This window comes from Sulfolobales archaeon (assembly GCA_038897115.1).
In the GTDB taxonomy this organism is placed as follows: Archaea; Thermoproteota; Thermoprotei_A; order Sulfolobales; family AG1; genus AG1.
On sequence record JAWAXC010000045.1, the window covers coordinates 1 to 17,491 of the forward strand.

Annotated in this window: 13 protein-coding genes and 1 CRISPR repeat array; of the genes, 9 read left to right on the forward strand and 4 right to left on the reverse strand. The window is 40.7% G+C overall.

The genetic code is table 11. The annotated features are described in order from the left end of the window. Positions 1-78 precede the first annotated feature (78 nt). Together QXE01_07060 and QXE01_07065 are read right to left on the reverse strand one after the other, a co-directional pair. Positions 79-1,281 carry a hypothetical protein gene (locus QXE01_07060; GenBank protein ID MEM4970993.1) on the reverse strand — a complete coding sequence of 401 codons (1,203 nt, stop codon included), beginning with the start codon at positions 1,279-1,281 and terminating at the stop codon, positions 79-81. Beyond that, entirely contained in the window at positions 1,226-2,497 is a 1,272-nt protein-coding gene (locus QXE01_07065; GenBank protein ID MEM4970994.1) for a hypothetical protein, read from the reverse strand. The genes QXE01_07060 and QXE01_07065 overlap by 56 nt, the downstream gene beginning before the upstream one ends. A gap of 209 nt (positions 2,498-2,706) precedes the next feature. Here QXE01_07065 and QXE01_07070 point away from each other — a divergent pair, with 209 nt between their 5' ends. The 8 genes from QXE01_07070 to QXE01_07105 all read left to right on the forward strand — a co-directional run bounded on the left by QXE01_07070 (position 2,707) and on the right by QXE01_07105 (position 10,391). Next, on the forward strand, positions 2,707-2,856 hold the full coding sequence (locus QXE01_07070; protein MEM4970995.1) for a hypothetical protein: 150 nt from the start codon (positions 2,707-2,709) through the stop codon (positions 2,854-2,856). An 853-nt stretch (positions 2,857-3,709) separates the two neighbouring features. Beyond that, a complete protein-coding gene (locus tag QXE01_07075; protein MEM4970996.1) occupies positions 3,710-3,865 on the forward strand; it encodes a hypothetical protein in 156 nt (51 codons plus the stop codon). Positions 3,866-4,407: 542 nt separating this feature from the next. Continuing rightward, complete coding sequence (locus QXE01_07080) at positions 4,408-4,803, forward strand: hypothetical protein (GenBank protein ID MEM4970997.1); 396 nt, start codon at positions 4,408-4,410, stop codon at positions 4,801-4,803. Further along, a complete protein-coding gene (gene cas7a / locus QXE01_07085) occupies positions 4,782-5,930 on the forward strand; it encodes a type I-A CRISPR-associated protein Cas7/Csa2 (GenBank protein MEM4970998.1) in 1,149 nt (382 codons plus the stop codon). The genes QXE01_07080 and cas7a overlap by 22 nt, the downstream gene beginning before the upstream one ends. After that, positions 5,908-6,618 carry a type I-A CRISPR-associated protein Cas5a gene (cas5a, locus tag QXE01_07090; GenBank protein MEM4970999.1) on the forward strand — a complete coding sequence of 237 codons (711 nt, stop codon included), beginning with the start codon at positions 5,908-5,910 and terminating at the stop codon, positions 6,616-6,618. The genes cas7a and cas5a overlap by 23 nt, the downstream gene beginning before the upstream one ends. Continuing rightward, positions 6,615-8,429: a CRISPR-associated helicase Cas3' gene (gene cas3, locus QXE01_07095; GenBank protein MEM4971000.1), complete on the forward strand. Its 1,815-nt coding sequence runs from the start codon at positions 6,615-6,617 to the stop codon at positions 8,427-8,429. The genes cas5a and cas3 overlap by 4 nt, the downstream gene beginning before the upstream one ends. Before the next feature lie 5 nt (positions 8,430-8,434). Beyond that, complete coding sequence (locus QXE01_07100) at positions 8,435-9,244, forward strand: HD domain-containing protein (protein MEM4971001.1); 810 nt, start codon at positions 8,435-8,437, stop codon at positions 9,242-9,244. A gap of 4 nt (positions 9,245-9,248) precedes the next feature. Then, positions 9,249-10,391, forward strand: coding sequence for a hypothetical protein (locus QXE01_07105; protein MEM4971002.1), 1,143 nt, complete (start codon positions 9,249-9,251; stop codon positions 10,389-10,391). Here the strand turns inward: QXE01_07105 and QXE01_07110 are convergent. Both QXE01_07110 and QXE01_07115 read right to left on the reverse strand, forming a co-directional pair. Beyond that, on the reverse strand, positions 10,384-10,896 hold the full coding sequence (locus QXE01_07110; protein MEM4971003.1) for a hypothetical protein: 513 nt from the start codon (positions 10,894-10,896) through the stop codon (positions 10,384-10,386). The two genes, QXE01_07105 and QXE01_07110, sit on opposite strands and share 8 nt — an antisense overlap. Before the next feature lie 40 nt (positions 10,897-10,936). Next, positions 10,937-11,899, reverse strand: a complete 963-nt coding sequence (locus tag QXE01_07115; GenBank protein MEM4971004.1) for an AAA family ATPase — start codon at positions 11,897-11,899, stop codon at positions 10,937-10,939. Positions 11,900-12,601: 702 nt separating this feature from the next. Between QXE01_07115 and QXE01_07120 the strand changes: the two genes are divergently transcribed. Then, positions 12,602-12,844: a hypothetical protein gene (locus QXE01_07120; GenBank protein MEM4971005.1), complete on the forward strand. Its 243-nt coding sequence runs from the start codon at positions 12,602-12,604 to the stop codon at positions 12,842-12,844. Between the two features lie 466 nt (positions 12,845-13,310). Continuing rightward, positions 13,311-17,321: a CRISPR direct-repeat array (repeat unit 24 nt; unit sequence GATGATCTACTATAGAATTGAAAG). Positions 17,322-17,491: the final 170 nt, after the last annotated feature.

Sequence of the window (17,491 nt, forward strand, 5' to 3'; positions counted from 1 at the left end):
AGGAGGTGAAGCCTGATGAGGAGACCTCGAGGCTTGTAGATTCTAGGTGGAGAGAGTATGGGATAAAGATCTAGGAGATCATCTCTCCAAACCGCCTACCACCTTATATATGATATAAAGGATAATTGCTATAGCCATAACACCTGCCAGCATGTAGATAATATGCTGTGAAGCACCCGGCAAATCGATCGAGGACAATACTCTAAGGATAATCATTAGATTTAGAAACACTATAAACCTATTATCCAGAATCCTTGGGAGCACTATTGCGAAGGGCTTTAACGGGATTAGAAACCTTGAGTAGGCCGCGAATACATTCCCAACAAAGCCTAGCATGAGCATATGGATATAGAGATCATTTGAAGCTCTCACCAACCCAGCATGGCTTAGCATGAGGATTAGCGAGAAGGCTATACCCCATAGATGGGCTATCCTCAGAGAGTTTGCATATGCCCCTACATTCCCAGATCTAGAGCTCTTCCAACCCTTTCCAAAGATCACTAGGGAGGATACAAACATGCTGGCCATAGCAAGGATATCCGCGGCTATCGCTTCATATCTATCCCCGCTGGATATATATAGCATTGAGGCTATGGCCGAGGCTATTGAGAGGGTTGGAGGTATCCATAGGAGGGTATCTAGATCCTTGCTATAGTATCTCCTCGTAAACGGATCTGTTCTGATCATGACGGAGAAGATTATTGGGATTGGGAATACATAGTATAGCCTTGGATCTAGGAGAACCCATATGCCTTGGAGAGCATATGTGGTTGCGAAGATCGCCATGGCTGAGAGGGATATTACGAAGAATATATTCATAGCCTTGAAGAACCTCGTCGAGGGTCTTCTAGATGGTGTTAGGAAGCACTGTAGGGATGAGAAGAAGTTGAGCCAGGATGCTATGGCTAGAGATGCTGTGGAGAGGATCTCGAGGGGGTCTTTTGGAGAAACATATATATAGATCCTTGAGACTGCTGAGAGGGCTATGAGAAATGCTATGGATATCGAGTAGATCCCTATCTGGGTTACACCGCTATATGCTGGTGTGAGGATCATAGAAACACCTATGACAAGAGCTGGAAGGGCTAGTGATGCTAGTAACTCGAAGTGGGGTTCGAGGAGAGCTATTGGTGAGCTGGTTGCTCTTGTAATGAGTATTGATCCTCCATATGCTATTGAGAATAACGCTGTGGCGAATCCTGTTATTATTATCGCTGCAAAGGATCTATAGAGGACTCTGTTGCTTCTCTCGAGAAGAGCTTCTAACCCCCTGACCCGCAACCCTCTCCATCTCCCTCCTCAACCTAGAGAGCCTTATATTATGCATTGCGAAGAACAGAACAATGCTTACACCTGTTAGAGGTGCTGATAGGAGTGTTACACCTCCAAAGCCATATATATCGTATATAGCCCTCAGGATCAGGGATGTGTTTAGAAGTATATATGGTATATAGCTTGGCTTAGGAGCCCTTCTAAGGCTGATCCCCATATGGCTGTACATGAGAACAGCATCAACACCGAAGATCGTGTTGAATATATATCCAAGTGCTATCGAGTGGATAACAAGATCCCTTGGATTTGCCGAGAAGCCGAGCATGGATTGGTAGAGAATCATTAAGACACCACCAATGATCAGCCATGAAAAGGCTGTCACAAGATGTGTGGCAGAGTAGATAGCCATATACCTCGGGACAAGCCCACCCCTAACACCCTCTAAAAGGCTTCTCAAAAGCCCAGAGCCGTAGATAGCTATGAAGGCCCCGATGATCAGGAGGATGCCACCGAGTGGTCTAAGCCATGGATATATATTCTGTGAGAAGATCAGTATACCGGCTACAACAAATCCATAGCCTATAAACATAGATCTCCTAGTAGAGGGCCTCAGAGGAGATCCGCCTAGCAAAAGAGGTATATCCCTAGACTCTACAGCAATAATAGTGGCTACAGGGAATGCCAGGCTTGCAATAGCAACCTCATAGGGGGATATCGATGAGATCTGCCTGGCTAGGAGCCATGCAAGGATAACAGCCCCTCCAACCCCCGGGCTAGCTGTTAGGAGATAGTTATAATGAGTCGGCTTAAAACCAAGTCTAGAGGGCTTCAGATAGATCCTAGAGGCATAGATAGAGACTATGATAAGAATCGCTGAGACCGTTAAAAGGGAGGCCTCTAGATTGCCTAGTAGAAGAAGAAACACTGAGATCCAGAAGAGGATTAGATATAGAAGCCTATATATAGAGCTAGCAACCCCACCACTCCACTCGAAAGAGAGGAGGGCTAGGATCTCGAGGGATATCAGGGATAGAAGAAAACCATAGATCATCAGAAACCAGTGGATTGGAAAAGCAGAGCTCAGACCCACTATAACCCCTAGATCAACACCCTGGTAGCTAAGCATCCTACCAACACCAACAAGCCCACCAAGCATAAGAGCAACTACCCCAGAGAGCATTATAGGCCTACCATATCTAAAGGGATAAGCGGCCTGAGAACCCAACACCCACCCCAGATAAAAACCATCAATACCCACTAAAACCAGACAACCTAAAAAATTAGGTGTAATGCTTATTAGTTACATCCAAAGCGATCATTAACCATAGCTTAACTCCTATAAATTAGATACTGAAAGACTCGCCCTTTAGAGCGAGGATTAGTGATGATTATGAGCTTAGTGCTAGCGCTAGGCTGGATAATGAGGTGGTAAGCATGGCAACCAGACCCCTGGATGATCATAGATGGGGGCTGGCATCCATATCCCCGAGTCCCCGGGAGGGGATAGGGGTAATAGGCTGGAGACCCGGCCCAGGGCTAAACCATGCAAGAGCCTGGGATTTAGCCCAGACCTCCCCGCTCTAGAAAGAGGCCCTTTCAAAGCCGTATTCCTGATATGTATACGATGCTGGAGGCTAGTCAACGCAGACCCCTTTTAAATCTGTTTAGAAGGGCTGAAACATCTTTGATGGTTTTTGGAAGCTTTTATATAAATTCATTGTTAAGAGCCTTCAAGGCTATTGGTTATGCCGATACATATACAAGCTCCAATAGCTACAGGTTTAATGGTGCCCCCTAGGTGGGTGAGGGTGGCTGAACCGCCGTAGCTTGCCTAGGGGAGACCGTGATGACCCCGAGGGCGGCTCAAACCGCTCTCGGGTGAACGGAAGCGAATATCCACCGGACGAGGGTGATGAGGGCCCGATATTGTAAGAGGTGATCGAGGATCAAGCGTCTGATCGAAACAGTTGTTACCAGTAGCTTCCAAATCTATAGCAAATCATCAATAAATGCCCCTTGATCTCGTTCAGTTTTACAGTAGATCATTTTACTCTTTTAAATCCTACTTCCTGAGCAGCAATAAGCTTAAAACCCATACAAAGGCATGTATCTCCTGCTTTAATGATAACATAATAGCCATCAAAGACTAAAGGCTATAGTCTACTGCGAGACAGGCCAAGTGGCATCTGCCAATAAGACTCTCCTAACCCCATGAGAAATGAGTAGGTGTCAAGAGGGAAGCCAGTATCTCCTGGTAAGGGCGACCACATAGCCGGTAAGCCGAGATATTGGTATTAGTATAGGTATCTCGATTGTAGTGTTTTGAGGAGCATAAGCTACATGTTATTTGGGTTTACACATGTCTTAGGTGATAAGCTAGCGGACATAGTTGGGAAATTCGAGCTATATTTCATGGTTCCAGATCTGCCGCTGAAAATTGCACACTGTATATAGCAAGAAACTCAGGATAAGTTTCGAGGAAAAGGAAAGGACTTGGTCAAAGCCGTATAAGGCGGGATCGGAATCACTAAAGACAACACCAACTACTGAGGGCAAGGAGCTGAGAGAAAAGGCTGGAGATATACAGACGTAATCGAACATTGCAGCCTTAGAAAAAGAATATAAAGATAAAGAGAGCTTAATCATATATAGTCGATACTTGCAAACTTTATGAGATTATATCCAAACCCTTGCATCTCTTTGTCTAAAAAGTATTCTTCAACTCTATAGTAAATCATTGTAATAAGTGTGCAGCTATGAAGAACGATGATGGAAGACTAGATTCAAGTCTAAATGTCCCTTTAATAAGTATATAATAGATAGAACAAGATAGTACAGATCAATTGCAGAGCTAGACAAACCAATATAACGATTCATATAAAATTCAAGGATATAACCTTAAAACCTCGAAGAATCATCAAAAACCATCTAGGCGAGCTTCATAGTCTCCTCCTAAGCATCAACCTAGATCATCGGTCCAAGGCTTCTTTTTAGCTTTTAAAACATGTGTAAAGAAAACCTAAGAGATATTAAAATGAAATTAAGATACTTAGTTGACCTTATAGAAGGAAAAATAAATACCTCTGGAACTTATTAGGATAGGGTGGTAGCCTTCTGAGTAAAGATGATAAAGATGTGGTTAAAGATTTTGCAGATCTCGCTAGAATTATTGTTCATGTAGAGCAGGCTTATGACATTGCAGATGAGCTAGCTAGAGCTCCTAATAAATATGAAGATGGTCTTGCTAAATTATCCAGATTAGCCATTAAGGTGGTGAATGACATAGAAAGCATGATCAGTAGAAGATTAAAGGAGGGATCTCAGCAATCTGATGTGAAAGAGTTAGAGAGTATTAAGAATTATCTAGGCAAGTTTAGTGATTCCTTAGAAGAGTTATTTGAGTATCTTAAGGATCTCAACGACGAAGATATGAGAAATAAAGAGATCAAGAGATTAGCCGCTTTAATAGTGGCTCCTGACCGCAGATCTCTTAATATAAGAGATATTCTATGGAGGAAAACAACTGGGTGATAAGTATGCCTTATCCACCCTATGTAAGGGTTTCAGCCCGGGTATCTGTAGAGACATCGGTATTGACAGGTTCCGGCTCCATAGGTAATTACAATACCCACGCTATAGCAACGGTAATATTTAAAAGAGGGACTGATCCTCCTAAAGTATATGAGGTTCCTGTAATAACTGGAAATGCTATCAAGCATTGGCACGCTCTATATCTTGCGGAGACCTATGAAGCTTTAGGAGGTAAAAACCTAAATGATCTCTGTAGAAAAGGGATAGGCGCCAGAGGGTATGATGTGAAAGCTAGTATCAGTGGGGCAAAACTTCAAAAGGCCGAATCGGAGGAAGAGGCTATAAAAGACCTCTGCAACGATATACATGGTTTCTTGAATCCTGAGCAGCAGATCAAGCGGGATAGCTTAGTGAAAGTATCTTTTGGAATACCAATACTAGAGGAAGAGGTTCTAGAAGTTGCTTCGAAGTACTCTGTTACTCATAATAGGGTAATACCTGTAAAGAATGTTGAGGAGGAAATGATGGTCTTTAAACAAGAATATTCCTCTATTCTTTATGGTTTCTCTATGAGTATGAATCTAGGGATGACACTCATACCTATGTACTCTGGGGGTGCTGTGTCCGGCATAGATAACATAGATAATGAGCGTAAGCTCAGGATCAGGGCATCTTTGCTAGCTTTATTACCTCTCCTACAAGGCTCGGCCTCTAAACAAGCCAGGGCTCTGCCTATATCGCGGGTTGAGGAGTTATTAATCGTTCTATCCAAGCTGCCTGTGCCTAATATTGTTCACGCGGCCTATCCCGATTATTTAGAAAGATCAATTGAACTAGTGAAAGGATATGTGTTGAGCGTCAGCAGCCTATCTGATAAATCAAAATCGGATGTTAATACATGGATCTTTTGTTACAGTAGAGACCATAACAGATGTGACCCCCGGACACTTTCCCAGCTTTCGAGAGATTCCACCACTTCCAAGGCTGAAGACAAAGAAACTGAGGAATTTACAATTGATACTCTTATCAAGGTAAGGAGATACAAAGATATAGGAAATATGATCAAAGAGGCTGCGGAAATAGCTTCAAATATGGTGCAACCTCTTGAATCCCGGAAAAGCGCTTAGTGTTGAATTAAGAGGCCCCATTATATCGGTAAGAGACCCTGAAGTATATCAGGTAGCAATAGCACCGCCTCTACCTATGCCTTCAACTATAGTAGGCGCTATAGGGTATGCCTACTGGAAGATAGGGCTATGTAGCGGTGAGGAGCGCTGTATGAGTAGAGCCGGAGAAACTATCTTAAAGGCTAGAGCCTCGTCTGCATTCTCAATAAAATTTAGTGCAGTACTATCTAGATACAGAGGTGTTTTAGAGGAAAAGAGATTGCCAAAAGATCCAAATGAGATCTCGAAATTCCGCGACGCACTAGTGCGAGAGTATGTTTTCCTCGATAGATTTAAGGTGTTCATTCTCCCGTCAGATGATAAATATATCGGTGATATTAGAAGGGCATTATTAAATGTTGAGAGAATTGGTGATAGCGAATCTCTTGTCTCGATTTCCTCGATCGAAGAGCACGAGATCGAAGACTGTGAAGGGAATACTGTAAATGTAGTCGTCCGATCCTCGATAGCCTCTGGCGGAAACTATATGATCGTAAGAGGGTTACTCGAGAACGGAGAAAAGAGCATGCTGGCTCTGCCCCTCATGTCCGAGAGAAATTACTATAGACCTAGCGAGATCAGACTCGAAGCTAGTAGGAGAGTTAAATGCGCAGGCAATTTTAGATTTCCAGATGGTGATAATTGGTGACGCCTTCGAGTTTAAGAGATGTTATAGAGAGCCTGATTAAGTCGTGGAATAAAAACGTTACGATTAATCAGGCTCTCTTAAATAGGCAAGAGGAGATCGCATCTAAGATCTTTAATGAAGCAATTAATTTAGAGAAAGGAGGATTGCTATTTATCTTGAGAGCGCCTACCGGCTCCGGAAAGAGTGAAGTTTTTCTCGCACCATATTTCTGGCAGTGGTTCAGAGGTGAATTTTTCTCCCCCAGGATGTATTTGGTAGAGCCTTTGCACGCAATATTAAGACACTTCAAAGACAGAGTTCAGCGATATGTAGAGGGTCTTGGCTTGAAAATATCTATTGGCGAGGATCACGGCGAGACTGTCAAAAGCACATATCTCTATGGAGCATTAATAACGTTAACAACGGTAGATGCCTATGTTTATGGCTACGCAGCCAAGAGGGTTCAGGTCTGGGAAACATTGGGAGGAGCTGCTACTGGGAGATATACTATGCCAACCGGGTTAATCGTCTCAGCACTATCCGTTTTTGACGAGGCACACCTAATCCAAGATGAAGTATTCTTAGCACCGAGACTCATAAGCAGAATAATATGCTACCTGGTCTCATCGGGAGCCATCGTGCTGCTCTCATCAGCTACGCTGCCTACGTACCTAGAGGAACTTCTAGCGAGAGACAAGTGCGGAAAGAGTCTTCAGGAGGTTTGGAAGGGTCCAGGTAGAAATATTATTATAGATACCAGGAAGACGCGTCTTCAAGATAGTATATTACAGGATCTCTCATGTGAAAAAAATAATCTCGTAATAGTAAATACTATAGAAAGAGCCCAGAAGATATATAAATCCGTAAAGGAGAAGTGCAGAGAGAGCAAGGTATATCTAGTTCATTCATTAATGCGGAAAGAAGATAGAGAAAGATCTCTTGAGTCTTTAAAAGAGTTAAAGGAAGAATATGAGAAGAGCAAGAATTTGCGAGAGGTTAGAGATGGTGCTAAGATTACTTTGATAGGTACTCAAGCACTCGAAGTGGGTCTCGATTACGACTTTGACGTACTATATACAGAGCTGGCTCCTATAGATTCCGTAATACAGAGAATAGGTAGAGTGGGTAGGAGAGGTAGAAAGGGTGAAGCCATTATATATCTGGACTTAGAGCATCATGCCCCATATCATCAAAAGCTGATTGATGAAAGTAAAGATATTATTAAGGGGCTCCCATCTATGAACCTAGACGATCCGAATAATATAAGTGGCTTAGTTGATCAAGTATATAAGAATACACTTATTGAAGAGTTATCAGATAGGGGGAATATTCTATACATTAAATTTATTGAGTATATTAAAGATCTACATCTCCTAGCATACCCGCCTCAGAGAGTGTTTACTTTAAGGCCGTCATTCTATATATATTTATCTCTAATAAGATCTAGCGATGTGAAGAAGGGGGATAAGGGCTATACCGTGGATCGAGATAGCGTTGAGAAGGGCCTAATTAAATATTCAATATCGATGTTACGCGACTATGCCTTTGAGAGGCTGTTAAATATCCTTAAAAAGATTCGTGATAGAGATGCTTTGTATATAGTTAAAGATTTTATTTGGGATGATCGCAGTGGGAAAGAATCTTTTAAGATTGAGAAAGTAAGCAGTAATAATGATCAAGAAATTAGCGATGCTATTTATAGGAGAGAAACATTCGTGATAATATTAGATGAAATAAAGGATTTATACGATCCTTATCTAGGATTAGATTATACGAGTATATCAACCGCTGAAGAGAAACCCGTAAGGAGAGAGGGAACTAGGAGGAGGTAGGCAAAATGAGTTGTTGCGCATTTTACTGCGAAGAGAAATGTGTTGAGACATATTCGGAGCATGTGAAAAAAGCTATTAATGTTTGGCGTTCCCTCAAAAAATACTATTCTGGGGTCATTAAGAGGGTTTTAGGGACTTATGGATTTGATCCTATCGCTGTAGCTTTGATCACCCATGATCTGGGGAAGCTGCTGGAGATCTATAGGTTTCGTAGATATAGATTTATGTATAGACATGAGATTGTGGGGGCTTATGTTCTCTATAAGATGCTTATTGATGAAGATCGCGATTTAGCTACTATACTTAGTTTAGCTGTGATGCTTCACCATGAGTCAGGCATTATAGGTTATATCGGTGAGCTAGGTGAAAGATACTTAACGGTAACTACTTTGAGATCTATCTTAGAGAGATATTCTAGATATCTTATAGTAGGTAAGGATTGCGATCTTGATACATTAGTTCAAGATCTAGCTAGCTTTGAGGAAATCGATAAGATCCGCGACAAGATCTATTCGATCAAAGATTTATTAAATAATTTAGGAAGTGAGAATGGCATCAGAGATTTCTTATCTAATGTAAAAAGACTGATAATAGATAGTAGCGTAGGATCATTGCACATACTACACACGCTAAGGGGTAGAGTAGCTGCGGTACTGCACTTGCTGGTAGTCTCAGACTCGGTAGCCGCTCATATAGGTAGAAGTGGGCGATGCGAAGGGGATAAAGACGAGGCTACATGGATCGTTAGAAGAATTGCCGAGAGCTCTGAACCGGTCTCGATAGAAGAGCTAAGGGAGATTTTGAAGAGGAGTTGAGATAATGATTACTTTGTACACACCTGGACACGGTTTAATAACTGATTCATTAATTCTTCACGGAATCCTCAGGATTCTTACGTGGTGCGGGATTAGTAGAGGGAGAGTTTCGAGGTTTGGTGAGAGATTCGTTATAGAATTAGAAGATAGCAAGCTTGCTTGCGATAAAGATATTATAGATGAGTTACTAGAGGAGGTCTTGATCTCTATAGAGAGTTATTTAAGTCAAGATGAGAAGAAGGGCTATTGGGAGGTAATTAATGTATCAGATAGACTAAGTAAAATAAACTACGCCAATATAAATAGACCAGCGCTCAGAAATTGGTTGGGCCAGATCCTAGACTCGGTAGAGGGATTCAAAGGACTTCAAGTGTACAAAGATCCTAATCACAAAGATCAATTCGAGAGAAGCAGAAAGAGCAGAAGTTTAGCGACACTCTATCTTCCGCTCTCAGCTGTATATGGTAAATATGCTCAAGAGAAAAAAAGAGTCTCAGAGAACCCCTATAAGGTTTGCGATACATGCTTTATCACTACTAATATAGGATTATTATTCGGTACACATATAGTCCGAGTAGATAAAGGAGAGAAAAGCAATGTTTACTATACAACTTTTATTGCTAGAGAGGATGTCGATATGAATGATTTGCTGTTGCTCCAAAGAATAAGTGAGGGCTACTACTATGTTAGAGGGGAGGTAGAGATACCTCTTATCTCAGCACCTTTAATAGCTCTTTCTCAGGGTGAAACAATAGCTTCTGTCGAGGATCCTTATAAGATCCAGGTTTTGACATGGTCTCTACAACTGGCTAACAATTTCCAAAGATCCTTAGGCTCAATAGTAATCGACTATGAACCTATCTACAGATTTGTTGCAGAAATTAAATTAAGTATGCCTAATTGGCCAAGATTCTTAAACGAATGTCTTCTCAGGTTTAAAGGCGGAGAAGCTGTTCTAGCGAATTTATCAGAGACCTTAATATTTGGAGGAGATGTATATGCTGTATCAAGAATATTATCATCACATATCATGGATATTCTTGAGAAGAGGAAGGAGTATCCTGAGGTAGGGAAACTATGTAAGATTGATGCCGACGAGATCATAAGGTCTCTTCAGGAGATCCAGGGCAGAACACGTGCTAAGTAGATGAAAAGTAAACGACGATCAGAGCATCATTATCTATGTTTTGATACTTACTACATAGGGTATTGCATAACTCTCGTAAATCTTTTACATATTCATGCCTAATATTGGAACAATTTAGAGTGTCATATATACCTCTAGGATATGATATACCATATAGAACTAATACGTCAATTGTTTTAATTATATCATTTAAGCATACACGTTTCCTAATTTTACACCTCCCGCTACTTATTTCAACATGTTTATTTAAACCTTCTTCATTTGTAACCTCAATGACTAATAAAGTATCATCACAATAAGCTATACAATCGACACAACTATCATCATACACCTGACAATCTCTTAGGAATTCGTCATCTATTACAATTCTCTTGTATTCATTAACCTCGTTTTTGTCAGTGGCGAAGATCGTATTTCCGCATGATATTCGTATAAATTTCCTCACATATTTATTTTTATTCTCTATTTTAATACCTGTTCTTGCTACACAGGGGCATCTACTCATTATTATACACCATATACACAAGGATCTATTTAGTTTATGCCTAGTTATAAAGATCTATAATCTCATCCGTATAGCTCTCTATAGCAGAGGACATAGGATCTATGTTCTTAATTTTGTATCTAGCCTCCGAAGTTTTGGTTTCTGATTTTTCCGTAATTATTAGAGTCATATCTGCAGGTTCGATATCTACGCTAAGTTCCCTGGCTATTTTATCTATTCTCCTAAGCATGTCTAAGAATAGTAGATTGTGTGTAACCAGGATTACCGGTGTACCATTTCTAGCTATCACGTGAAGAAATAGTGCTAGTTGTTTCATCGCCACCGGATGTAAGCCTATGTCGGGTTCGTCAATTAGTACGAGCGGTTGCTCGTTAGCTAAGTAAGACAGGATGTTAATTAGGAGTCCTGATCTAAGATAGCTTGATGCTGAATATATTGTCGGGATCTCTTTTTCATCATTTACTTTCTCGATAAACCTCTTACCTTTTACGACGAATCTTCTAGAGAATAGCTTGTCCTCTAATTTGCCTAATATCTCATTTATATATGAAGGAATTCTTCTTCGAAGTGTAGGTGATGCTAAAAAACTTATCACAGAGAAAATAAATTTAGCGTCAGAAGGCTGAAAAGGATAAAGCATATTGAACCTTAGCAATGTATCAAAATAATATGGTATCATATAAGTCTCCCTATCAAATTCTTGTTTACCATTCTCGTAATCGCACGAAGGCTCTTCAATATCTCTTCCACTAACGCACCTTAGGTGTAAATCAGCTTTCTCACTTCTTACCTTAATCTCTATATTACCAAACATTTCAGCTAGATCTTTCAGCTCGCTCTCAACAGGGAAACCCTCAGATTTACTAAAGGAAACGGCATCATGAAATATTCTCAGAAATAAGGTCTTTCCGCTCCCGATATGGCCGAAAAACACGGTTAGATCGCTAATCTCGAATGCACCCCTAGAAAGGTTCCCTAGGACAAATTCGACATGATATGTCATAGACCTCTATGACCCTTATAATAGAATATCTGCTTAGCTAATAAACCTCAAAAAAGGTTAATATATTGCCATAAAAATATCGCAATAAAAACCACGAAAAGCCTCTCCAAATAAAACTCTGCCCTAATTTCATGACTCTATGGCAGATTATTTTGCTGGATCTCTTCGTAGGAAACCGCTGTTCTGAAGATGTTTAGATTTCATGCTTATCTATAAGGCTGTTAGCTTATTATGAGGCCCTGCGATGAGGCAGGGATAAAGATCTAAGCGAGAGCTCACATAGATACCCATGCCCGAGTATATGGTCTCCCCGCTGTAGGTTGGGGTCGCTTACAAGCATTGTATTACCTCATCTCCCTTGATACCCCCTGCTTTTTAGCTGCTAATGTAATACCCCGACCCTCCCGGGTGATTCAGGAATGATCCCCCGGATCTTCTCGGGAGTCCCTGGAGACCCGTAGAGGGGGATCGATAGATCCCCAGAAGATCCCGGGATATATATATAGCACAATAACCAGGATCAGCCGGGAAGCATGGCCAGCTATATATCCACACTAGGCTTCCACAAAGACTTCATATAGAGAAAACTCCTAGATGAAAAACACAGCCGAGGAATAGAATAATAGTATTCACATACCAAAGGTTAGAAGCCTCGCCTCTTAAGGTGGGGATCGGTATGCTTATAGACCATCTGCTAAAGCAATGATACAGCCCCGGTGGGGGAAGAACCCCCGCCCTAGAGGGCGGGGAGCCGTCAGCATAAAGCCAGCAGCAGGTGCAACTATAACAGCGTATCAAAACCTAGCAACCTACTCCATGAAAATGGGACTATCAACGCCAGAGCCAACAGAGCTCCTAACAAGACATGCAGGGAGCACAGCACCATCAACACTAAACACAATACAAACACTAGAAGAACCAGGAGAAAGAAAGAATCCTAGCTAGCAAGAATAACACGGAAGAGTGAAAAAACAATAGCAAACCACATAACAGAACTCAAAAAACAATACCTAGTAATAACAAGGGGAAAAACAAACAACATACACACAACAAAACTAGGAATCATAATAGCTAGAATAGCAAAACAAAAAACAAAGATCATCCCGGAATCAACCGGGATAGAATAGGGAAAAAGATCCGAGGAGATCGAGAAGATCATATGATCAAAGATCGAAATAGATCCGAGGAGGAAAAGATCTCGAGGGATCATCCCGAAAGATCCAAGGATGATCTAGATCAAAAATCTTTGAAGCTAATAAGCATTGTGGTCATCAGAAACATAGATCGAAAACCAGATCTTCACTTATATACCCCAATAAGAAAAATGATAATGGACAAAACTGATCTGATATAGAACTGAGCAAAACCACACACATGATCTACTATAGAACTGTACGAAACAAATAGATCGGATGATCTACTATAGAATTGAAAGTCCTCTAGCCTCTTTTCCTCACCTTTATATCGAATAGGATGATCTACTATAGAATTGAAAGTATGTAGCCCGATAGCCCCAATGCGATTAGTAGGAAAGAGATGATCTACTATAGAATTGAAAGGCTCTATGATGCATATATATCCACAGAGATCATCATAGATGATCTACTATAGAATTGAAAGGGATATCATTTTGTTTCCAGGGGTATTTAAGGGTTTCGACGATGATCTACTATAGAATTGAAAGACGTGCTTGTCGAGGGAAACACAATTATTAACTGCGGAGGTGATGATCTACTATAGAATTGAAAGAGCTGGGGTTATTGATAGCTTTATCTTAGCTGGATATCTCTGGATGATCTACTATAGAATTGAAAGTGCTCAGCTCTATGCCAACGGCAGCCACCAACGCCCCTCCAAAGGATGATCTACTATAGAATTGAAAGCTTCTTTTAGGTCGTTTAGCTCTGTCTTGAGAGTTGATATGATGATCTACTATAGAATTGAAAGAGGTTCAGGCTGGTGCTAGAGCACCAAGGGTGCTAGAAACGATGATCTACTATAGAATTGAAAGACCTTGATCTTTTTGCCCCTAGCGGTTAGATAGACTGCAAATGATGATCTACTATAGAATTGAAAGGTCACAACTGCATCGACGTTTAACCTACCCCCTGGCTCTATACGATGATCTACTATAGAATTGAAAGAATGGGGAACTGGGGCAGTGGGTTTGGGTTGATGCTCCAAAGCGATGATCTACTATAGAATTGAAAGTAGGATCTATGAGAGGTTGAGGTCGAAGCCCACGTTTGTGATGATGATCTACTATAGAATTGAAAGGTCGAGGGCGGGGGGTAAGGAGGCTGGGCAGGATGATCTTGTGGATGATCTACTATAGAATTGAAAGATCACCCTTTACTCCTAATATGTACCAGCAAGATCTGGCAGATGATCTACTATAGAATTGAAAGTTCAGCATAGAGCCAGGGGCTAGGCTAAACATAGACGCCGTGATGATCTACTATAGAATTGAAAGAGACCTAATCGCAGCCCTAGACGAATTCATAAGACATAGATTGATGATCTACTATAGAATTGAAAGCAAGAGAGACGACCCATATAACGAGAAGATACGCGCACTATGATGATCTACTATAGAATTGAAAGATGTCCTTGAGGAAGCGTCTAACATCATCGAGAACCCTAACGATGATCTACTATAGAATTGAAAGAACACCATGCATCATAACACCAATGACAAAGATCAGATACATAGATGATCTACTATAGAATTGAAAGTCCAAGGCTTCCGGAGGGCTGGAGGTTTCTGGAGATAAGGGGATGATCTACTATAGAATTGAAAGGGGGTATATGAGGAGCGACTGCAGAGACATATATATAAGATGATCTACTATAGAATTGAAAGCCTGCCCAGCCTTCTTAATAACCATGGCGGCGAGGTACTTATGATGATCTACTATAGAATTGAAAGGCATATACATATTCAACTAGAGATGGAAACCGGGTAAAAACAGATGATCTACTATAGAATTGAAAGTTAGATTGTCGTTGGGATCCTGGCTATTAGCTATCCTCGTGATGATCTACTATAGAATTGAAAGGATGATGTTTCCGCCTCTTCATACGAGGATGTTTTGAAGCAGATGATCTACTATAGAATTGAAAGAGGTATCATATTGTTTCGGGGGGTATTTAAGTGTTCCGGCGATGATCTACTATAGAATTGAAAGTCTAGCCCCTGGCTGGCCGAGGCTATATTAAAAGTATTCTGATGATCTACTATAGAATTGAAAGCATAGCATAACTCGGGGGGAGCCTCTCGCTCTCATTCACAAGATGATCTACTATAGAATTGAAAGAGCGAGAGGTGTGATTATCAGTGACAGAACAATCATTGAGGATGATCTACTATAGAATTGAAAGCTCCATAGCAGATGTTGTTATGCTCCCAACATGGTTCCCGGATGATCTACTATAGAATTGAAAGGGTGCTGGTAAGAGCAGCTATATATTGAATAGCCTGCTAGGGGATGATCTACTATAGAATTGAAAGAGCCGAGAGCCTGGCACGGATAGTAGGCTTCGATGCCGTGGGATGATCTACTATAGAATTGAAAGCCCATATATCATCGCTAGCTATGTTGTTAGCTGTAGTAGGATGATCTACTATAGAATTGAAAGATTATTAACCCTATGCTATACTCAATTAGATCCCCGACTCTCTCGATGATCTACTATAGAATTGAAAGGGTTTAATACTCTTTCTCGATGCCACGTTCTATAATGGTACCGATGATCTACTATAGAATTGAAAGCATAGGAGGCACATACTCACACCCCCCATATTTTCAACAAGATGATCTACTATAGAATTGAAAGGGAACCTCTGCAACACCAGGTTTAAGAGCCTCCAGAACCTGATGATGATCTACTATAGAATTGAAAGGCCCAGATAGTGCGATACGGGATAACAGTGGGAATATAATCTGGATGATCTACTATAGAATTGAAAGCTATTATCAATAGTTATTATTTCGATTCCATATGCCATCATTCGATGATCTACTATAGAATTGAAAGCTATAACAAGTTGATCGCTAGATATCAGAACCCGCCATGTGGATGATGATCTACTATAGAATTGAAAGTCCTGTATTTCACGCTCGCCCATCACTTGATCCCTCTAAATTTCGATGATCTACTATAGAATTGAAAGTCAGAACAAGAAAAGCAGTGGAAACACTGAAGATAGAGATTAGGATGATCTACTATAGAATTGAAAGGGCAATGATAATCGCAATGGACATAGTAGCACTAGGATTCAGATGATCTACTATAGAATTGAAAGGGCAATGATAATCGCAATGGACATAGTAGCACTAGGATTCAGATGATCTACTATAGAATTGAAAGTCAACATAGATGTGCTGGTAATCGACCGCAGCCTGATAGCTGTGATGATCTACTATAGAATTGAAAGTCCTGGAAGTGGCTTATATTCAACCACCATCTTGGTGATTCTGATGATCTACTATAGAATTGAAAGAGTGCTTTGAACACGAGGAGCGGTATCGCAATAATAATAGCGATGATCTACTATAGAATTGAAAGTTCTTCAAACTTGATACTCTGAGAAACTATCTAGCCGATGATGATCTACTATAGAATTGAAAGTCCTCGGTGAGCTGCTTCAGCTCGATCAACCCCTGCTCCAGATTCTGATGATCTACTATAGAATTGAAAGCATAACCATATGCCCTTCCAATCGCTGTCCATCTACAGTCTTCTGATGATCTACTATAGAATTGAAAGAAAAAGAGTAGAAAAAGAAATAAAAGGAGAAGCAAGGTGGCAACGGATGATCTACTATAGAATTGAAAGTAAAGGCATGGGCGACATGATTATAAACACTTTGAGAGGCTTGATGATCTACTATAGAATTGAAAGTGGAGGAGGCCGATGCCAAAGCCAATGCCAGGGCAGGCGAGCCGATGATCTACTATAGAATTGAAAGCCCTCCTATCCGCTAACTACCAGACTGTTGAGGAGCGGTGATGATCTACTATAGAATTGAAAGCAACTTTGCTTAGATCTAGCAGATATATGCTGTCATATTCTTGATGATCTACTATAGAATTGAAAGTTCTGAGCGTTTCCAATCACATCTTTGATTAAATCAGATACGATGATCTACTATAGAATTGAAAGGCAATAATCTATCTCTTAGCTTCTTATTGTTGATCCAGTTTCTGATGATCTACTATAGAATTGAAAGAGCCCCACCACAGGCCCACCCCCCCAGATCATTTAGATGATCTACTATAGAATTGAAAGTCTTGAACCACACTAACTGGTAACCCAGTGATATCTATGAGATGATCTACTATAGAATTGAAAGGAAGATCTGAGGCTCTCGATCATGGATATAGGGGCCTCTACTGATGATCTACTATAGAATTGAAAGTGAACTGGGGATATCGCTAAGAGTATCATAATATCATATCTATGAATCTCTTTAAAGCTTCATTATATTGGCTTATCTTTCTACGCATTTAAGGGCCCTGCTTAGGATCTCATTTGCTATAATAGGTATGTCCGAGGGTCTATCTATATGTATCTCATCGCCGAGATATA